Origin of the sequence: Niallia nealsonii, from assembly GCF_002835805.1 — a bacterium.
Taxonomy (GTDB): domain Bacteria; phylum Bacillota; class Bacilli; order Bacillales; family Cytobacillaceae; genus Niallia; species Niallia nealsonii.
In genome coordinates, this window is sequence record NZ_PISE01000003.1 from 232,319 (window position 1) to 249,992 (window position 17,674).

A 17,674-nucleotide genomic window follows, 5' to 3' on the forward strand; every position below is an offset into this window, starting at 1 on the left:
TGTATTTATGAAAACATACTATAGGAGTAGTATCTATTACTACTTTTGGAGGGATATGGAGTGTTTAATCAAAAAATAGAAAAAGCTGCAGAAACTGTTAAGCCAGTGGCAAAGAAAAAAAAGAAAATAAAAAAATCAGGCTGTGGCTGCGGCAAAAAAACATCTAAATAATTTTTATGACCATATGAAATAATAAAAAGAATCTCTTTTGAAAAAGGGGGTTCTTTTTTGTATAAATGAAACCATTTTAGACAAATAAAAAATATCCTTTACAAAAATTGGTTTATAGGAAATCATGGAAAGTTTTCATAAAAAGAGAATAAATCGAGGACAATAAAAAGACTAAAGAAATATTACCATATACATAGGAAGGGATATTATGAAAAATAAAAAAAAACTAGTCTATTTTCTTTTTATATTAAGCTTCTTGCTTGCTGGCTGTGAAAAGGAGTATTCAAGCATAAGCAGATGGGCTTTGCTTAAAACAGTAGATCCAAAGCCAATCACAATTGGAGGTAATGAAAGTAGTTCAGATCAACAAGTGGTCGAAGAAATAAAAAAAGAAACAAGCAGTACAGATGGAATATATGATGTGGCAGTTGTAAAAGGAGCAAAAAATATTATTGTTGCTTATAAAGTGGAACATATGCATCGTTTTAGGATGAAAAGCATTGAGAAGGAATTAAAAAATAAATTGAAAAAGAATTTCCCAGATGAGATATTTACCGTATCGAGTGACTTTAAAATTTTTCTAGAAACAGTAAGGTTATATGACCGCGTGGAGCATAATCAATATTCGGAAAAGGAAGCAAATAAACGAATAAAACAAATTATTGCCTTAAAAAAAGAGTTAACATAAGGGAGGCATAAAAGTGGCCAATAAAAAAAATAAACAAAAAACACCTCAGCAGCAGCAGTATGAGCAATTAGAAAAAAAATTTGAAACAAAACGTCCGGTTCTTAAAAATTGTGTCAAAGCATTTTGGGTTGGCGGGCTCATTTGTGCAATCGGTCAAGTCATTTCCTATTTGTATATTTATTTTTTTCACTTTACAGAACAGACATCTGGAAATCCCACAAGTGCAACAGTTATCTTTTTTTCCATGTTATTAACTGGTTTTGGCATATATGATCGACTTGGCCAATTTGCTGGAGCAGGAAGTGCAGTCCCTGTATCTGGTTTTGGAAACAGCATTATTTCAGCAGCTATTGAACATCGTACAGAAGGGTTTGTGCTTGGTGTAGGAGGAAATATCTTTAAGCTGGCAGGATCCGTTATTTTATTTGGTGTCTTTTCGGCCTTTATTGTGGCACTCATTAAAACCATTATTATCGAATTGGGGGGATTATAAGTGCTGAAGGGAAAACAATCATGGCTTTTTCCTAATCATCCAGTTATTTTGTCAACAGGTGTTTCCGGCGGTCCATTTGAAGCAAATGGCTACTTGTCGGATGATTTTGACATTCTTCATGATGATTTATGGATGGGGAAAGATTCTTATGAACAAGCGCATCGTTTATTATTAGAGGAAGCGGCTCAAACTGCGTTACAGAAGAGTGAAATAAAACCAGAAGATACACAGTTTTTTATAGCTGGTGATTTAATCAATCAAATTACTCCAACAAGTTTTGCGGCAAGGGATTTAAAGATTCCGTATTTTGGTTTGTTTGGTGCATGCTCTACTTCTATGGAAGGACTAGCTTTAGCTTCCTTCCTTATTAATTATCAAGGTGCAACCAAAATTTTAACAGGTGCTTCCAGTCATAATGCCGCAGTGGAAAAGCAGTTTCGATATCCAACAGAATATGGGGGACAGAAGCCTCCGACTGCTCAATGGACTGTGACAGGGGCTGGTGTGGCCTTAGTGGCGGCCAATAATAATCAGCCAAATCTCCCTTATACTACATCAGCCACCATTGGGAAAGTAATGGATATGGGCCTGTCTGATCCCTTTAATATGGGTGGTGCAATGGCTCCTGCTGCAGCTGATACTATTTCTGCCCATTTTAATGATTTAGGAAGAGATGCGTCGTATTATGATTTAGTTGTCACAGGAGATTTAGGGAAAATAGGTCGAGAAACAGCTATCGCCTTGCTTACAAACAGTGGCTGGGATATTAATCCAGATAAATTTAAAGATTGTGGACTCCTTCTTTATAAAGAAAATCAGCCTGTTCAATCAGGAGGAAGTGGCGCTGGCTGTTCAGCAACTGTATTATATGGTCATTTATTAAATGAAATGAAAAAAGGAAAATATAAGAAAATATTGCTTGTGGCAACAGGCGCTTTATTGTCCCCATTAACAGTACAGCAAAATGAAACAATTCCATGTATAGCTCATGCAGTATCGATTGAAATAAACGGAGGGTAAAGGATTGCCCTAATTACTTTTATAATTGGTTAAAAATAAAAAGGAGGAATGAAGTATGCTCCCCATGTTTTTTTGGGCGTTTATTATTGGTGGAATCATCTGTGTAATTGGGCAGCTTATGTTTGATGTGGCAAAACTTACTCCTGCCCATACATTATCTACCTTAGTCGTTGCAGGAGCTATTTTGGATGGTTTTGGTTTATATGAACCTTTTGCAGACTTTGCTGGGGCGGGTGCAACCATTCCGATTACAAGCTTTGGCAACGCTCTTGTGCACGGAGCTATGCAAGAAGCTGAGGTACACGGTTTAGTTGGTGTTTTAACGGGGATGTTTGAAGTGACCAGTTCAGGGATTTCAGCAGCTATTGTATTTGGGTTTATAGGTGCATTGTTATTTAAGCCAAAAGGATAATAAATTATTCTAGGAGACTTAATCCCATGTCTGAAACTGTTTATACCATTATTCGAGCCCTGTTGATCATCATAAGTCTATTCTTTATTACAAAGCTTCTTGGCAAAAAACAGTTATCGAAATTGTCCTTTTTTGAATATATTGTTGGGATTACAGTTGGAGATATTGCTGGCAGTATTTCTATGGATTCGGCGCTAAACATGAAAGAAGGAATCATTTCTATCATTATATGGACGTCTATTCCGTTAATTATCAGCTTTTTTTCCTTAAGAAGCAAAAGGTTTCGTGATTTTGTTGAAGGTACACCTACGATTTTTATTAAAAATGGCAATCTGATAGAAGAACATTTGCGAAAAGAGAAATACAGTTTAGACGAATTATTGGAGCAGCTTCGAACAAAAAGTATTTTTCGGGTGGAAGATATTGAATTCGCAACACTTGAAGCTAATGGGGAGTTAAGTGTGCTTCTTAAAAAATCGAAACAGCCACTTTTAGTGGAAGATATGATAGACACTCCTCCTGTTGAAAAGGAAGTTTATTCTATTATAATGGATGGAAAATTAAATGATAAAGCAATGGATAAATGTAAATTAAGCAAAAAATGGGTAGAAAGTGCATTAAATAAAAGAGGTTTACTATTAGAAGAAGTGTTTCTCGCACAAGTAGATCATAACGGAACCTTAACTTTTGATTTTTATGATGATACCAAAAGTGAATCTAAGTCATAGACAATCGTACATTCTATTTATTATTGGTAGCTTGCCTACACATTATAGGAGATAAGCCATATGCTATTAAGGAAAACGGCATAAGTGAGGTGAAGATATAATGTGTTACGGCGGATATGGTTATGGTGGTAACGGCGGTGGATCTGGTTATGGTACATCCTCTTTTGTTTTAATCGTAGTTTTATTTATCCTTTTAATTATTGTTGGTGCTAGCTTCTATAACTAATAAAAGATTATATTCTAATCCACGAGGGAAATTTTTCTTCGTGGTTTTTCTCGTTATTGCTGCCATTTTTCGCTGACAAATATTTGAGGGGAAAAATGCTAATTTGGACTGAGGATAGGTTCAGTGTGGATTTTTCGCTTTCTGCTCACCTTTTTTCTTAAGTTTCATACTATGTAAAGTAGCTTAAGAAGGAGGAATATACGAATATGAACAATAACTTCTTTAAGAATATAGAGTCTAAAACTGGCGTGAATATGAAAGATATTTTTGAATTGGCTAATTCCCTGCAAAATGCTAATTTTAAAGATGAAAAAACCGTAAGAGGAGTAATTCGCAAAGTTTCACAAATTGCTGGAAAATCGGTGCCGAAAGAAACAGAAGATAAAATTGTTAACTCTATTGTGGCAGATGGCAAACAATTAGACTTTAATACATTGTCTAAAATGATTAACAAAAAATAATGGGACATCTTTTAAGTCTATCTGCATAAAACAATAAAAATGGGTCACTTCAAGAGAACCCATTTTTATTGTTTTATGTTGGCTGTTTTTTTAAAGATTGTTGTTTTTCGGATAGTTTTCATGAGTAAATTCATTGTTAAAACAGGTTGATTGGAGTGAAAGGTGCGAGAAGCCTGTGGAATTAGCGGGACAAGTGAGACCCCGCAGGCGATTGCGCGAGGAAGCTCACCGCCCGCCCAACGGAAATCAACCTAGCAACAAAGTTTACGAAAACAGCCTTTATCTTAAAGGAACAGAATAATGGCAGTATTATATTTATAGGAAATTTAAAAAGCGAGATATTTTCGCTTTTTTTCCTTTGTGTTGCATTGGAACAGAAACAAATAACTCTTCTTGCGCTCTTGTCATGGCAACATAGAGAAGGCGTCTTTCCTCTTCAAGGGGAGCAAGATCGTTATTTCGTTGTGCTTCTAATGCATAATCATGGGGGATAGAACCATCCACTGCTCCTAGAATATAAACTGTTTTATACTCTAAGCCTTTTGCCCGGTGTATTGTACTTAATGTAATCGTATTATCTGCATGCATATATTGTTTTTTCATTTCTGCGTTCATTGCAGTCATATGATCTGTATGTGCAACCAAATCGATGATAGAAGTGAATTTTTTTGCGACTACTTTTAAATCACGAATATCATCAGAACCTTTATCCCACTGATTTCCTTCATTTCCCCGCTTTTTAATAAATTCTTGAAAACCTAGTTCCTTTTCAATAACAGAGATGGCATCAACTGGCTGCTTTTGCTTTAAAGAAGCAAGGATAGCAGGGATTTTTTTTAGTTTTGCTTCTTGAAAGGCAAAACCTGTTTTCACTTTCGCCAGTGCTTCTAATAGACTGCAGTCTTCTAATATGCTAGCAGCTTTTATATCTTGGAGAATTGCTTTTTTGAGAAACAGAGACGGAAAAATGTCTTTTATTGCCTCGCCGTGATCAGGATGAACTATTAGTTTTAGATATCCAAGCATGCTTTTAACAATAAAACGGCTGTAAAAGGAGCCGCTGTCAGCTTCTAATTTAAAAGGCAGGCTAGAAGATGTCAGACGTTCAAAAATAGCCCGGCTGCTTGTATTGGTTCGATAAAGAATGGCGAAATCCTTTGGTTCATATCCTTGACTGATTTTTTCCAGTATATCTGTGACAATCATTGTTGCCTCTTCTTCTTCATCATAAGGATAGAAAAGAAAAGGGGCTTCGCCTTTAAAGGCCGCGATCATTTTTTTTGTGCGTCTTTTTTTATTTTTGCTGACGACTGCATTCGCAGTGGAGACAATTTCATGTGCTGAGCGATAATTATGATCTAAAATAATAATTTTGGCCATTGCAAAATCTTTTTCAAAATCGAGAAGGTATTTAGGATCACTGCCGCGAAATGCATAAATAGACTGATCATCATCCCCAACGGCATAAATACTTTCTGCCTTAGCAGCAATCAACTTTACCCATTCATATTGAACTTTATTAATATCCTGAAATTCATCTAACAGAATATGACGGAAGCGATTTTGATAGATTTCTAATATAGGAGGGTTTTCTGAAAAATAATAATAGCCTCCAAGAAGCATATCATCAAAGTCATAAAGATTACGTTCGTGTTTTTTCTCTTCATACCATTTATACAGAAGGAGTAGAGTTTCTTCCCAATCGCTGGATGCAGTAATATTATTTGGAAAAAGCATGGAATTTTTCCAGGCTCCGATTTGCTGTATAGCCCCATCATAAGGGAACTCTTTTGTATCCAGTTTTAATTGATGGGCTCCTTCTTTTAACAAAGTTTCTTTTTGCCAATCTTTGCTAATTAAGTTTTGCCGCGGCCATTTATCTGGCTCATGAAACAGTAAAATTTGATAAAGAATGCGGTGAAAAGTGCCTGTTACTACTTTATTAACGACTGAACGGGACATATTTGGATATTTCAGCAAACGTTCCTTTAATTCTGCTGCGGCCTTATTAGTAAAGGTAACAAGCATAATCGATGAAGGTTCAGCATGCTTTTCCTGTATTAAAAAAGCGGCTCTTGTTGTTAATACACGAGTCTTACCGCTTCCTGCCCCTGCAATAACTAATGCACGTCCATTATCTAAAGTAACAGCGCTTGCTTGGGAAGAATCTAAAGCTACCCCTGACTTAAAAAGCTGGTGAAGATAATTTTCTTCGAAAGAAGGTTTTGCTGCAGTGGGCTGAAAATTAGCCTGTACGGTTAATTGTTTTGTTTTTTTATACTCTGTCATAGTCGATTCATTTATGATGGCTCGCGATTTAGGGATTTTAAATCCATTTCTTTCTTCATATTCTATCGCAGCAGCTGTTTCGCTGCTTAAGGCCCTAGCATCTTCCTTGCAATCTGCCTTCTTGGAATAATGATAGAAGTGGGGAATGTTTTTCATTCCTAAATAGAGTTTTACTGCTTCCCCGCAGGCTGGGCATGCAAGCAGCCCTTTTTTTCCATCTTCATATATTTTTTGTAGATTTTCTCTATTAATGGAATATAAATGAATAAGTGTATTTACGTAAAAAGCAGATAACATATCTAACCTCAAATCTATTGTTTTGTAACGTTTATAGGCTATTTTAAAAAAACAAGGAATACATTCTATCATATCAAAATCATCGGAGAGAAGAAAGAGAGTCAAAGGTTTAAACCTATTCCTATAGTGGAAAATATTAATAAATAGTTAATAGTATCAATAAAGAGAGATTGCATGTAAAAGATGGTTGAAACTATATTATTATAAGGGGGAAAAAGGATGGGCTATATTCTTCCAGTAAATAATTATCAATATGAGCAGTATACATTACGTGATATTGGCAGAAAAAAGAATCCCTATAAACAGCAGGAAGTTTTTCAGTTATTTCCTATAACTAATTCTTTGGAGAATAGAATAGGCAGGCAAACAAATGGAGAACAATTGCAAAAAGAGGAATCAAGAGAGAAGCGAGATGCAGTCAAAAATAAAGAAATACAAGAATTAATAGCGAAAGCAACAGGAAAAGGAACGCATATTGATCTCTTTGTCTAAACAAAAAAGGAACTCACTTTTTAAAAATGAGCTCCAACAGGTATATCATGTGCTTTATTAATATTTTTGTATATACAAAGGCATGTTTTCTTGCCATTCTGCATAAAGAATTTCCTTATATGAGGATATACCTAAACGCTTGAGCTCTTTACTTAATGTATCCTCATCATATTGGATAAGAGACAAGTTCTCCTGTATAATTTCTCCGTCCATTATCACGCTAATCGGCAAGGATGTATTCTGCAATGGAAGGTTTAAATCTTGTTTTGTAGGAGTTGAAAACATTTGCTTCTTCATTGCGCTGATTGTGCCGTCTGTTTCTAAAATGGCATAATAGCATTCACTGAACGAAAATATATCTTTAGCACGCAAAAGATGCTGCAATTGATTTAAGTCTAAGTGATTTTTTTTAATTTCATTATAGTCGATTTTTCCTTTATCTATAATAATGGATGGCTTTCCTTCTAAAATAGCTCGGGATGCACGGAATTTTTGTGTAAAAAACTCTGTTAAATAAATAAGAAATCCCCATATACCGACAGCAGATAAAATTTCAGGAATGCCAATTTTATCATCATATAAAGCATTTCCGACCAGTTCACCAAGAACCAGTACAGATACGAAATCAAACGTAGTTATTTGAGTAATCTCTGTTTTTCCTAATATTTTTGTTAAAAGCAGCAAAGCAATAAAGCCAATCAATAGTTCAATAAAAATATGAAAAAAGTTCAGAAAAAATCCCCCTTTCTCTATCATTGTAGGCAAATGGCAAAAATTTAAACGAAAAAAGACGGACTTACATATATATAAAATTTATCAGAGAGAAAATAGCGGGATGTCTAATTCATCCGCTGAATTGGTAAAAAGAAATGAAAGTTCAGTAAAAAAGCGAGGGATTGTAGCAAAAAAGAGGAGGAATTGGTGAAAAGGAGAGTGTCTAGAAAATAAAGGAACTGTCCACAGCGAAAAATTCATGCATTGGACAGCTCCTCTTTTTAGGCTATTAATGATTGAATATTTTTGTCATTGTTTTGTGCGGGATACCGGCATCTAAAAATTCTTCGGAGACGATTTTATATCCAAGCTTTTCATAAAAGGGAATAGCCTGCGTTTGGGCATTTAATTTTAATGCGGGCGCTTTGTGTTCATAGGCATATTCTTCAATAGAATTCATTAGTATTTTTCCAGCGCCGTCTTTGCGGTTTTCCTTAAGGATACAAATTCTTTCTACTTTGCCATAATTGTCGACTAAGCGATACCGGCCAGCACCAACCGGCTTTTGGTTATTATATAAAACAAAATGAGTGCTATCCTTTTCGAACTGGTCCATTTCTTCTTCCAAAGGAACCTGCTGTTCATCAACAAAAACAGTCCGACGAATGGCAAATGCATCTTCTAATTCTTTTTCGGTTTTTACGATAGTAACTTTCACGTACTTTTCACTTATCCTTTCTCAAACGAAATGTTTCAAAAACAGTCCAAGAACCGTTTTCTAATTCGTATAATAAATGAAATCGATCTGCTGTTTCTTCATAGTTAAACTTTCGCATACGCAAACTACTGTACATATCCAAATGCTGGTCATGGGATAATTCTTGACCAAGTGTGATATGAGGAACAAAAGCATGAGTTGGCTTCTCTAAATGAAGTGTGCTAAACAGCTCCGTATGTAAATCTGTTAAATCAACATTAGGTTCAATTTTTAAATAAACAACATTATTTACAGGCTGAAAGGTGCTTATTTTTTTTATTTTCAAGTCAATAGACTGAAAATGGTTCGCTACTTGCTCTAACTTTTTACTAATTTCTTTGATTTCCTCATTATTGGCTTCAAAATCACTTACAAGTGTAATATGTGGGGGAATTAATGCATACTTAGGATCAAACCGTTTTCGTAAAGAATTGGCTAAATCTTGCAACTCTTTTCCTGGAAAAATAGCAATACCATATTTCATATTCATAACCTCCATTTTTTGATGAAGCGAAAAGGCTTAGATAAACACAAGACAACTTATACCATTACAACCTGTCAGCTACTATGTAAGATATTATAACAAAATAATGAAAATTTAGTTTAATATTTAGACCATTTTTATCATGAAAATATAAAATAGTGAGTGCGTTTATGTGTACATTGCTTCAAGTATTTTTTTTACATAAGGCTGCCAGTATTTCCACGTATGATCTCCATTAAATTCTTCATAAAAATAATCGGCATTTGTACGAGTCAAATAATCAGCCAACTCTTGATTTGGCGTTAAAAAATCTTCAATCGTCTGTGCTGTTGTTTTTACTGCTGTTTCTTCTTTTCCTATAATATGGAAGATCTCAAGAAGATGAAAATGTTCAAAGCTATGGACCATGTTAAGAACGTCGCTATTTACTAATGGTGATTGAAGCATTATTTTTCCAAATGTATGGGGGTATTGCAGCGCTGTCATAAGAGACACAGTCCCACCTAATGAGTCGCCGATTAATCCTCTGCCAAGCCCCATAGCTAGTGTTGGGAAACTTTCATCTATATATGGAACCAGCTCATGTGCTAAAAAGCGGATATATGCTTTATTTTGAATGCCTTTTGGATGATATTTCTCCCGTCTATCCTGAACACTTTTATATGGAATACCGATAATAATAGTATTTTCCATTTTATTTGCTGTATGCAGTTCATCTGCAGCTCTTCCAATTCGACCAAATTGAAAATAGTCTTTCCCATCTTGGGCAATTAGAACATTGTATTTATACAGTGGAGAGTATGCGGGAGGAAGGTATACAAGCAATGTCACTTCTTCCTTTAATTCCTTGCTTTTAAAAGTTAATTCTTGAATGGTGCCTTTTGAAGTTTTCATAAAAAACCTCCTTTGTTATGCTTTGTTTTTTTTAGTGTAACATAAAGCAGAAGGTAGAAGCGAAGAGTTGATTTAACATTAATTATGAGGGGAAATAATCATATATACATAAAAAGTGATGAAGATAGCTAGTATTTTTAAAAATGTAGCTGATTTTTTGAGAATAGCGAGACGAACTATATATTGTGTATATTTAATGAAATATGCACAATATATAGTATTTACTCCTCCGTCTTCCTTTATAATGTCATTAGGGAAAAAATATGGAGGGGTAAAAATGACTAATTATACAGAACTTATTAGGGAATTCGAAGAGATTATGAAAAGTGATAATCCAGACTATATTCAGGAGAATGCGAATGTGGATGGCCTTTCTCCAATGGGGCATATGATGCATTTTGCTGCTTCTTCGTCAAAGCATTATACGATTGAAAACCTTCTTTCCGAGGAAGTGAAGACTGCCTATAAAGAGGGATACATACATATACATGATCTGGATTTTTATTCTTCTGGCACAACTACCTGCTGCCAGATTCCTTTGGGGAAACTATTAGAAGATGGATTTAATACAGGACATGGATATATGCGAGAGCCGAATAGCATTATGAGTGCAATGGCGCTAACATCTATCATTTTGCAGGCAAATCAAAACCAGCAGCATGGGGGACAAGCAATTCCTATGCTAGATTATGATTTGGCTCCATATATAAAAAAGACATATGAAAAACATCGAATGAATTTGCAAAATTTTATAGAGACAAAAGAGGAATTAGAAAAACAAGCATGGGAATGGACAAAAAAAGACACATTTCAAGCTTGTGAAGCTTTTATTCATAATTGCAATAGCATGAACTCTCGGGGCGGGGGTCAAACTCCTTTTGTGTCTGTTAATTTAGGAACAGATACTTCAAAAGAGGGGGCAATGCTCACAAGATGCTTATTAAAAGCTGTACAAGCAGGATTGGGAAAAGGTGAGACGCCAATTTTTCCAATTGTTGTATTTAAAGTAAAGGAAGGAATTAATTATGCACCACAGGACCCAAATTATGCTTTATTTGATTTGGCTCTTGAAACAACAAGCAAAAGACTTTTTCCTAATTTTGTTTTTTTAGATGCCACGTTTAATTCCAAATATTACGATGGCACTCCACAGTCGGAAATAGCTACGATGGGATGCAGAACAAGAGTGATGGGCAATATTCATGGAAAAGAACAATCAGTAGGAAGAGGAAATTTATCTTTTACGAGCATTAATCTGCCTTTGCTTGCATTAGAAACAGGTTCTATTGAACAGTTTTTTATTGAGTTGCAGAAGTACTGCCAAGTTGTGGTTAGACAATTATGGGAGCGGTATAGATATCAAAGTACAAAAAAGGCAGCAAATTTTAAATTTCTTTACACGCAAGGAGTATGGGCAGATGGAGAAAAGTTAAAGCTTGATGATCATTTAGCAGAAACATTAAAACAAGGCACATTATCCATTGGATTTGTCGGTTTAGCAGAATGTTTGGTAGCTTTATTAGGTGTTCATCATGGGGAAAGTATGGATGCGTATGAGTTAGGGGTTCAGATAGTTAAAAAGATGCAATTATACACTGATGAAGCAACAATAGAGTACGGTCTAAACTATTCTTTGATTGCGACACCTGCAGAATCATTTGCTGGAAAAGCGTTGAGAATTACAAAAAAGAAGTTTGGCTATATAAAGGGAGTTACAGATCGAGAGTATTTTACAAATAGTTTTCATATTCCTGTCTATTATCCTATTAGAGCATTGGAAAAGATACAAAAAGAAGCTGTATTCCATGAATTAACTGATGGAGGACATATAACATATGTGGAGTTGAATGGTGATGCAAGCAAAAATATAGATGCAGTAAAAACGATTGTTTGTGCCATGAAGGAAGCAGGCATTGGTTATGGAAGCATTAATCATCCAGTTGATCGATGTCTATCATGTGGATATTCTGGAATTATTAATAGGGATTGTCCAAGCTGCGGAGAAAAAATGGAACAGAATATAGAAAGAATACGCAGAATTACTGGATATCTTGTTGGATCATTGGATAAATGGAATACAGCAAAACGTGCAGAAGAGCGGGAACGAGTGAAACATCAATGAAAGTAATAACAATTATTCATGATAGTATTGTAGATGGTCCTGGTTTAAGAAGTACGGTCTTTTTTGCTGGCTGCCCTCACCATTGCTTCGGCTGCCATAATCCTAAAAGCTGGGTTGAAAACTTTGGTGCAAGCCGTTCGGTGGATGACATTTATGAAGAACTGATGATGAATACATTAACAAATATTACATTCAGCGGGGGAGAGCCTCTTCTTCAATTAGATGAACTTATTATTTTGGCAAAAAAATTAAAGCAAAGGAGAAAAAATATCTGGTGCTATACTGGATATAAGTGGGAGAATCTGGTGAACCTACATGGGGCAAAGTTTCTGGAGTTTTGTTCTGAGATAGATATATTAGTGGATGGTCCATTTATTTTGCAAAAAAGAGATTTAGCGCTTTTATTTAAAGGAAGCAGTAATCAGCGCTTGATAGATTGCCAAAAAAGTTTGCTTGAAAATAAACTTGTCTTATATGAATAATGGTATTAAGGAAATCTCTAATAATAAAAACTTGATATAACACTAAAAGGTGTTATAATGAATGTAACCAAAAGGTGTTATATTTTAAAAGGAATGGGTGTTTACTTTGAGTGAAAAAGTACAGGATATTGTTCAGAAGATAGTAATAAATGCATCAATAGAAAAGGTATGGAAAAAAGCTGCAACATCTGAAGGAATAGCAGCATGGTTTATGCCAAATGACTTTCAGTTAGAAGAAGGGCACAAATTTCATTTGCATGGTCCCTTTGGGCCGTCCCCTTGTAAAGTAATAGAAGTAGATCCACCGAAAAAATTAACCTTTACTTGGGATCTAGATGGTTGGATTGTGTCTTTTTTATTAACAGAATTGGAAAACAATAGAACTGAATTTACCGTTATTCATGGGGGATGGAAAGAATCTGATAAAACGGTTGAAAAAGCAAATGAAAAAGCATCTGTTATTCGCGATCGCATGAATGGCGGATGGGAGCAGATTGTTGCTAAGCTGAAAGCAGCTATAGAGAGCAATGGATAATACAGCAAAAAAACATGATGTTTATCAGGCAATAGCGGATCCTACAAGAAGAAAGGTAATGGAATTATTAGCAAAACAAGATTTAGCAATTACAGATATTGCAGAACAATTTCCAATAAGCCGCACAGCAATTGTGAAACATCTGCATATTTTATCAGAAGCAAAACTTGTCACTTCTAAAAAAGCCGGGCGGGAAAAGCTTTATACACTTTCCTCTGAACCATTAGCGGATGTAAAAGAATGGATTTCATATTATGAACGTTTCTGGGAAAATAAATTATCCATGTTAAAACATTTAGTAGAAAATGAAGATTAATAACAAAAAAGGTCATGTCTTATGCACATGACCTTTTTTAACCGGCATTAACGGCAGTAAAACCCCCACTGATTGAAGTTTCACTTTATGCCTAATATGAAAGGAAGCATTTATAGTGGAGTATTGGTTATTTGATTAGCAGAACGTTTCCAAATAGTTTTTCTCAAATAAGGAATGACCCATCTATCTAAGCCATAGTAACCTGCATTCAGACCAGCAGTCAGGAGAAAAACGCTTAATAGAATATCTGTTGGATTATGAGAAATGGTGCCTGCAAGCAGAAAGGAGAAATTCATTAAACATCCAAAAAAGGCAGCGGCAGTTGTTAAACATCCGAGTATTATTCCTAATCCAACTAATACTTCACCTATAGGAATAAGAGTATTGAATAGTCCTACATTCGGAAGCGCGAAGCCATCAATAAAAGTGGTGTACCAGCCATATACTGCAGTGCCATCAGGTCCTTTCACAGGATTATTGACCGCATTCGCTAAAAATCCCCCTGCATCAAAACTGCCCCCCGTTAATTTCCCCCAGCCAGAAGTAAGCCAAGAATAACCTAGATATAATCGAAGAATCGTTAAAATCCCTGCTGCAATTTTATTTTCTCTAATAAAAGAAACGAACATAAAAAATCTCTCCTTTTTAAAAGATATAGTAAATGATGATTACACATTAAATATAACAAAAAAAGAAGAAAATAAAATAATAATGTGATTAATTTCACAAATGGAACATAATCTTTTGAACAATTTGTGAATATCTTTTTGGTTTGGTTCCAAATGAGCGGTGCAGTGAATAGAATACAGGAGTTTTGGCATAAAAAAACGCTCTTTTATGCCTGTTAAGGTTAAAAGAGCGTTTAGATTTATTTAGATGCTTTTGCAGTAGCAGATCTTCTAATGAAAAAAGCTAATATCAAAGCAACTACTGTGATTCCTGTTGCGACAATAAATGCATCATTTATACCATTAATGGTAGACTGTTGTGCAGCTTTTCCATAAATAGTGGAGATAGCTAATGCATTGCCTGAGCTTGCTGGAAGACCTGCAAGTGCAGAAAATCCTTGGCCAAGCTGTGCCATTTTTTCCGCAATATAAGGATTATCGCTTGTAATAATATTATGATAGTTGGCTGTATGAAACTGAGTACGATTTGTCATTACCGTAACCAAAAATGCAGTTCCGATACTTCCAGCAACTGTTCTTGCTGTATTAGAAGCAGCTGTTCCATGACTTGTTAAATGGAGAGGCAGCTGATTCATGCCTTCTGTCATAACGGTCATCATAATAAAGGACATGCCGAACATCCGGAAAATATATAGCATCATAATATGGGCATAAGTTGTTTGCATGGTTAATTGTGTAAAGCCCCATGTTGTCAGAACCGTAATAATCAGACCAAAGATTGCAAGTGGTCGAGCTCCCATCTTATCAAACAGTTTACCAGCAATAGGAGACATAATCCCCATGATTACTGCACCAGGGAGCATTAATAAACCAGATTGAAGTGCTGTAAATCCTCTGATGTTCTGCAAGTAGATAGGAAGCAAGAGCATTCCAGCAAACATGGCCATATTCACAACCATACTTACAACAGTCGTTAAAGCATAAATATCATATTTGAATACGCGCAAATCCAGCATTGGTGTGTCTGTCGTAAACTCTCTCCAGACAAATAAAATTAAAAACACAATCCCTATAAGAAGAGAGATAACAACCGTTTTGCTGTCCCATCCATCATTTCCTGCTTCACTGAATCCGTAAAGAAGGAAACCTAATCCAACAGTAGAGGTGATAAAACCCAAAGTATCAAATTTAGGATTGGTGATTTTTGTAACATTTTTCATCCAAAGAACAGCAATAATGATATCAATTATTCCAAATGGGATAACAATATCAAATAAGACTCTCCATGAGTAGTGGCCGATTAGCCAACCAGATAATGTGGGCCCGATTGCTGGTGCAAAAATCATAGCTACACCCATGAGTCCCATTGCCGCACCTCTTTTTTCTGGAGGAAAGATCGTTAAGAAAACGGTCATTAACAATGGCATAATAACGCCTGCTCCAGCTGCCTGAATAACGCGGCCAATCATGAGCATAGAAAATCCCGTTGATATGGAACAAACTAATGAACCAATCGTAAAGGCAGTCATGGCTAGTATTAAAAGCTTTCTTGTTCCTAACTTGTTTATTAGAAATGGTGTAATGGGAATAAAGATGCCATTTGTCAGCATATAGCCAGTAGATAGCCACTGAACGGTACTCGTTGATACACCTAAATCATTCATAATATGAGGAATAGCTACATTTAATAAAGTTTGATTGAGAATAGCTACAAATGCGCCAAGCATTACTGCTGCAATAATTTTGCCTCGGCCACCCTCAAAATCCATACTAAAATCTTTTTGTTCTTTTGGTTTATTAGAAGCAGTGTTTGTTTTTTTCGTTGCAGCATCACTAGGATCACTTATATATTCTAATGCAGGTTCTGTTATAGCAGATGTCTGCATCGTTTCTTTCATTGTATTATCCATTGATTGAATCGACTCAGGTTCTGCTGTGTCGTTATTTGTCCATTCATCTTTGCCTGTAATAGGTTGAGACGAATCGAATGTGGAGCGTTTATTTCTTTTTCGAATCATGTAGTTTACTACAATTAATAATAAAACACTGATTACAGCATAACTTGCGATATATATGGTCATGTCATCACCTACTTATGGATTCGCACAGTTACATTCATACCAGGTACTAGATCTAAACCACCGTAATTATCAATGGAGATTTTAACAGGAATAACTTGTGTTTCTTTCGTATAGTTTCCAGAACTATTGCTTGTTGGAAGAAGAGAGAATGTTGCTGATGTTGCTAACCCTAATGAATCAACTTTACCTGTTAAAGTAGTATCAGGATATGCATCAACATATAAGTCAACATCTTGCCCAATTTTTACATCGTTTAGATCTGTTTCGTCTACATTGGCTGTTACCCAAAGATTGCTCATATCATAGCTTTTTGCAAGAGATGTACCAGCAGCTACATAAGAATTTTCTACTGCGCTTGATTGTACAATTGTGCTGTTGGCAGGAACAGCAACATGCATATCAACTGTACCTGTTTCTGTTGTTACTTTAATTGTTCCAATTTTGTCATTTTTATTAAAATGATCGCTAACATTTCCATCCCATGATGTTAATTTTCCAGATGCAGGTGCAGCGATGCTGATTTGTTGCCCAGCAATTTGTGCATTGTCAGTAGAAATATAAGAAACTGATTTATCATAAAAATAATATCCTGTAAAGCCACCACCTACTAAAACAATCAGCAGAATGATGTTGATTAAAATCATACGTTTTGCGTTCATTAATAAATGTCCTCCCTAGCGGTTAAAATAGATAAGATTTGATTGTTCAAAGATAAAAGTTTATTTATATCTTCTTTTGGCATATTCATTATTTTATGCATTTTTTCGGATACAACAGTTTTTCCTTCAAATAGTTGCTTTAAAGTTTCTTGTCCCTTGTCAGTCAGTTTGAGATTAACCGCACGGCGGTCAGTTGATGGAATGGTCCGTTCGACTAAACCTTGGTGAACCAGGCGATCAATGACACCACTAACTGTACTTTTTGTTAATCGCAAAATCTCGGCAAGTTCTCCTAATCCGGTATTAGGGTGAGCTGATATTCGATACATTGTTTTTAATTGGACGACTGTTATTCCCATTCTTTCTGCATCTACTTTAAGAAGCTGAAAATAAGCCTTGTTAATATTCGCATACGAACGTAGAAGTTCATTATTTAAAGCGTCTTTCATATCACGTCTCCTTTAGAAATTAATATTTTTAGTTCGAGGGCGAAATATTCGTATACGAACTATCATAGAAACAACGTCCTTTTGTCTAAACATAAAAATGGTTCCATTTTCTTCGGATTAATAATAAGGAGGCAACATGAAAGATACATGAAATAAAAATGAAAAATGCATTAAGAAATTAAATTCTGTAGAAAATAAAATAGGGTTTCGTTGAAAAGAAGTAGATAAGCTATATATATAAAGTAAAAATCGGAAAAAATCAAATATACTGAAAT

Annotated in this window: 21 protein-coding genes; 12 read left to right on the forward strand and 9 right to left on the reverse strand. The window is 35.3% G+C overall.

Annotated elements, in window-relative coordinates:
* Nucleotides 1–379 precede the first annotated feature (379 nt).
* The 7 genes from CWS01_RS01600 to CWS01_RS01630 all read left to right on the forward strand — a co-directional run bounded on the left by CWS01_RS01600 (nucleotide 380) and on the right by CWS01_RS01630 (nucleotide 4,199).
* Complete coding sequence (locus CWS01_RS01600; RefSeq protein ID WP_101175288.1) at nucleotides 380–859, forward strand: YhcN/YlaJ family sporulation lipoprotein; 480 nt, start codon at nucleotides 380–382, stop codon at nucleotides 857–859.
* A 13-nt stretch (nucleotides 860–872) separates the two neighbouring features.
* Nucleotides 873–1,352: a stage V sporulation protein AC gene (gene spoVAC / locus CWS01_RS01605; RefSeq protein ID WP_101175289.1), complete on the forward strand. Its 480-nt coding sequence runs from the start codon at nucleotides 873–875 to the stop codon at nucleotides 1,350–1,352.
* A complete protein-coding gene (spoVAD, locus tag CWS01_RS01610; protein ID WP_101175290.1) occupies nucleotides 1,353–2,372 on the forward strand; it encodes a stage V sporulation protein AD in 1,020 nt (339 codons plus the stop codon).
* A 55-nt stretch (nucleotides 2,373–2,427) separates the two neighbouring features.
* Entirely contained in the window at nucleotides 2,428–2,784 is a 357-nt protein-coding gene (gene spoVAE / locus CWS01_RS01615) for a stage V sporulation protein AE (protein WP_101175291.1), read from the forward strand.
* Nucleotides 2,785–2,810: 26 nt separating this feature from the next.
* The gene (locus CWS01_RS01620) at nucleotides 2,811–3,512 is read left to right on the forward strand and encodes a DUF421 domain-containing protein (protein WP_101175292.1); all 702 of its coding nucleotides are present in this window, start codon (nucleotides 2,811–2,813) and stop codon (nucleotides 3,510–3,512) included.
* Nucleotides 3,513–3,612: 100 nt separating this feature from the next.
* A complete protein-coding gene (locus tag CWS01_RS01625) occupies nucleotides 3,613–3,738 on the forward strand; it encodes a YjcZ family sporulation protein (RefSeq protein WP_101175293.1) in 126 nt (41 codons plus the stop codon).
* Between the two features lie 206 nt (nucleotides 3,739–3,944).
* The gene (locus tag CWS01_RS01630) at nucleotides 3,945–4,199 is read left to right on the forward strand and encodes a stage VI sporulation protein F (RefSeq protein ID WP_101175294.1); all 255 of its coding nucleotides are present in this window, start codon (nucleotides 3,945–3,947) and stop codon (nucleotides 4,197–4,199) included.
* Between the two features lie 315 nt (nucleotides 4,200–4,514).
* On the opposite strand, the gene CWS01_RS01635 is transcribed toward CWS01_RS01630, so the two are convergent.
* Nucleotides 4,515–6,785: a UvrD-helicase domain-containing protein gene (locus CWS01_RS01635; RefSeq protein WP_101175295.1), complete on the reverse strand. Its 2,271-nt coding sequence runs from the start codon at nucleotides 6,783–6,785 to the stop codon at nucleotides 4,515–4,517.
* Nucleotides 6,786–7,004: 219 nt separating this feature from the next.
* Here CWS01_RS01635 and CWS01_RS01640 point away from each other — a divergent pair, with 219 nt between their 5' ends.
* A complete protein-coding gene (locus CWS01_RS01640; RefSeq protein ID WP_101175296.1) occupies nucleotides 7,005–7,277 on the forward strand; it encodes a hypothetical protein in 273 nt (90 codons plus the stop codon).
* 57 nt (nucleotides 7,278–7,334) lie between these two features.
* On the opposite strand, the gene CWS01_RS01645 is transcribed toward CWS01_RS01640, so the two are convergent.
* The 4 genes from CWS01_RS01645 to CWS01_RS01660 form a co-directional block, all read right to left on the reverse strand.
* Nucleotides 7,335–8,033: a DUF421 domain-containing protein gene (locus CWS01_RS01645; protein ID WP_235851952.1), complete on the reverse strand. Its 699-nt coding sequence runs from the start codon at nucleotides 8,031–8,033 to the stop codon at nucleotides 7,335–7,337.
* A 247-nt stretch (nucleotides 8,034–8,280) separates the two neighbouring features.
* Nucleotides 8,281–8,709, reverse strand: coding sequence for a GNAT family N-acetyltransferase (locus CWS01_RS01650; protein WP_101175297.1), 429 nt, complete (start codon nucleotides 8,707–8,709; stop codon nucleotides 8,281–8,283).
* Between the two features lie 7 nt (nucleotides 8,710–8,716).
* Nucleotides 8,717–9,232, reverse strand: coding sequence for a 2'-5' RNA ligase family protein (locus CWS01_RS01655; protein ID WP_101175298.1), 516 nt, complete (start codon nucleotides 9,230–9,232; stop codon nucleotides 8,717–8,719).
* A gap of 168 nt (nucleotides 9,233–9,400) precedes the next feature.
* Nucleotides 9,401–10,126 carry an alpha/beta hydrolase gene (locus CWS01_RS01660; protein WP_101175299.1) on the reverse strand — a complete coding sequence of 242 codons (726 nt, stop codon included), beginning with the start codon at nucleotides 10,124–10,126 and terminating at the stop codon, nucleotides 9,401–9,403.
* A 277-nt stretch (nucleotides 10,127–10,403) separates the two neighbouring features.
* On the opposite strand from CWS01_RS01660, the gene CWS01_RS01665 reads away from it, so the two are divergent.
* The 4 genes from CWS01_RS01665 to CWS01_RS01680 all read left to right on the forward strand — a co-directional run bounded on the left by CWS01_RS01665 (nucleotide 10,404) and on the right by CWS01_RS01680 (nucleotide 13,581).
* Nucleotides 10,404–12,248 (forward strand): anaerobic ribonucleoside triphosphate reductase, encoded by a 1,845-nt coding sequence (locus CWS01_RS01665; RefSeq protein WP_101175300.1) that lies wholly within the window; start codon nucleotides 10,404–10,406, stop codon nucleotides 12,246–12,248.
* On the forward strand, nucleotides 12,245–12,730 hold the full coding sequence (gene nrdG, locus CWS01_RS01670; protein WP_101175301.1) for an anaerobic ribonucleoside-triphosphate reductase activating protein: 486 nt from the start codon (nucleotides 12,245–12,247) through the stop codon (nucleotides 12,728–12,730). Before CWS01_RS01665 ends, nrdG begins: the two co-directional genes overlap by 4 nt.
* A 106-nt stretch (nucleotides 12,731–12,836) precedes the next feature.
* On the forward strand, nucleotides 12,837–13,265 hold the full coding sequence (locus tag CWS01_RS01675; protein ID WP_101175302.1) for an SRPBCC family protein: 429 nt from the start codon (nucleotides 12,837–12,839) through the stop codon (nucleotides 13,263–13,265).
* Nucleotides 13,258–13,581 carry an ArsR/SmtB family transcription factor gene (locus tag CWS01_RS01680; protein ID WP_101175303.1) on the forward strand — a complete coding sequence of 108 codons (324 nt, stop codon included), beginning with the start codon at nucleotides 13,258–13,260 and terminating at the stop codon, nucleotides 13,579–13,581. Before CWS01_RS01675 ends, CWS01_RS01680 begins: the two co-directional genes overlap by 8 nt.
* 110 nt (nucleotides 13,582–13,691) lie before the next feature.
* On the opposite strand, the gene CWS01_RS01685 is transcribed toward CWS01_RS01680, so the two are convergent.
* From CWS01_RS01685 to CWS01_RS01700, 4 genes are all read right to left on the reverse strand, one after another.
* Nucleotides 13,692–14,210, reverse strand: a complete 519-nt coding sequence (locus CWS01_RS01685; RefSeq protein WP_101175304.1) for a DoxX family protein — start codon at nucleotides 14,208–14,210, stop codon at nucleotides 13,692–13,694.
* Nucleotides 14,211–14,449: 239 nt separating this feature from the next.
* Nucleotides 14,450–16,291, reverse strand: coding sequence for a DHA2 family efflux MFS transporter permease subunit (locus CWS01_RS01690; RefSeq protein WP_101175305.1), 1,842 nt, complete (start codon nucleotides 16,289–16,291; stop codon nucleotides 14,450–14,452).
* Between the two features lie 8 nt (nucleotides 16,292–16,299).
* On the reverse strand, nucleotides 16,300–16,950 hold the full coding sequence (locus CWS01_RS01695) for an HlyD family secretion protein (RefSeq protein WP_101175306.1): 651 nt from the start codon (nucleotides 16,948–16,950) through the stop codon (nucleotides 16,300–16,302).
* The gene (locus CWS01_RS01700) at nucleotides 16,950–17,399 is read right to left on the reverse strand and encodes a MarR family winged helix-turn-helix transcriptional regulator (protein ID WP_101175307.1); all 450 of its coding nucleotides are present in this window, start codon (nucleotides 17,397–17,399) and stop codon (nucleotides 16,950–16,952) included. Before CWS01_RS01700 ends, CWS01_RS01695 begins: the two co-directional genes overlap by 1 nt.
* Between the last annotated feature and the right edge of the window lie 275 nt (nucleotides 17,400–17,674).

Excerpts from the sequence above, each read along its gene's own strand:
- CWS01_RS01600 (WP_101175288.1), top strand. The coding sequence starts at position 380 with ATGAAAAATAAAAAAAAACTAGTCTATTTTCTTTTTATATTAAGCTTC.
- spoVAE (WP_101175291.1), top strand. The coding sequence starts at position 2,428 with ATGCTCCCCATGTTTTTTTGGGCGTTTATTATTGGTGGAATCATCTGT.
- CWS01_RS01620 (WP_101175292.1), top strand. The coding sequence starts at position 2,811 with ATGTCTGAAACTGTTTATACCATTATTCGAGCCCTGTTGATCATCATA.
- CWS01_RS01625 (WP_101175293.1), top strand. The coding sequence starts at position 3,613 with ATGTGTTACGGCGGATATGGTTATGGTGGTAACGGCGGTGGATCTGGT.
- CWS01_RS01630 (WP_101175294.1), top strand. The coding sequence starts at position 3,945 with ATGAACAATAACTTCTTTAAGAATATAGAGTCTAAAACTGGCGTGAAT.
- CWS01_RS01635 (WP_101175295.1), bottom strand. The coding sequence starts at position 6,785 with ATGTTATCTGCTTTTTACGTAAATACACTTATTCATTTATATTCCATT.
- CWS01_RS01640 (WP_101175296.1), top strand. The coding sequence starts at position 7,005 with ATGGGCTATATTCTTCCAGTAAATAATTATCAATATGAGCAGTATACA.
- CWS01_RS01645 (WP_235851952.1), bottom strand. The coding sequence starts at position 8,033 with ATGATAGAGAAAGGGGGATTTTTTCTGAACTTTTTTCATATTTTTATT.
- CWS01_RS01655 (WP_101175298.1), bottom strand. The coding sequence starts at position 9,232 with ATGAAATATGGTATTGCTATTTTTCCAGGAAAAGAGTTGCAAGATTTA.
- CWS01_RS01660 (WP_101175299.1), bottom strand. The coding sequence starts at position 10,126 with ATGAAAACTTCAAAAGGCACCATTCAAGAATTAACTTTTAAAAGCAAG.
- CWS01_RS01665 (WP_101175300.1), top strand. The coding sequence starts at position 10,404 with ATGACTAATTATACAGAACTTATTAGGGAATTCGAAGAGATTATGAAA.
- nrdG (WP_101175301.1), top strand. The coding sequence starts at position 12,245 with ATGAAAGTAATAACAATTATTCATGATAGTATTGTAGATGGTCCTGGT.
- CWS01_RS01680 (WP_101175303.1), top strand. The coding sequence starts at position 13,258 with ATGGATAATACAGCAAAAAAACATGATGTTTATCAGGCAATAGCGGAT.
- CWS01_RS01685 (WP_101175304.1), bottom strand. The coding sequence starts at position 14,210 with ATGTTCGTTTCTTTTATTAGAGAAAATAAAATTGCAGCAGGGATTTTA.
- CWS01_RS01690 (WP_101175305.1), bottom strand. The coding sequence starts at position 16,291 with ATGACCATATATATCGCAAGTTATGCTGTAATCAGTGTTTTATTATTA.
- CWS01_RS01695 (WP_101175306.1), bottom strand. The coding sequence starts at position 16,950 with ATGAACGCAAAACGTATGATTTTAATCAACATCATTCTGCTGATTGTT.
- CWS01_RS01700 (WP_101175307.1), bottom strand. The coding sequence starts at position 17,399 with ATGAAAGACGCTTTAAATAATGAACTTCTACGTTCGTATGCGAATATT.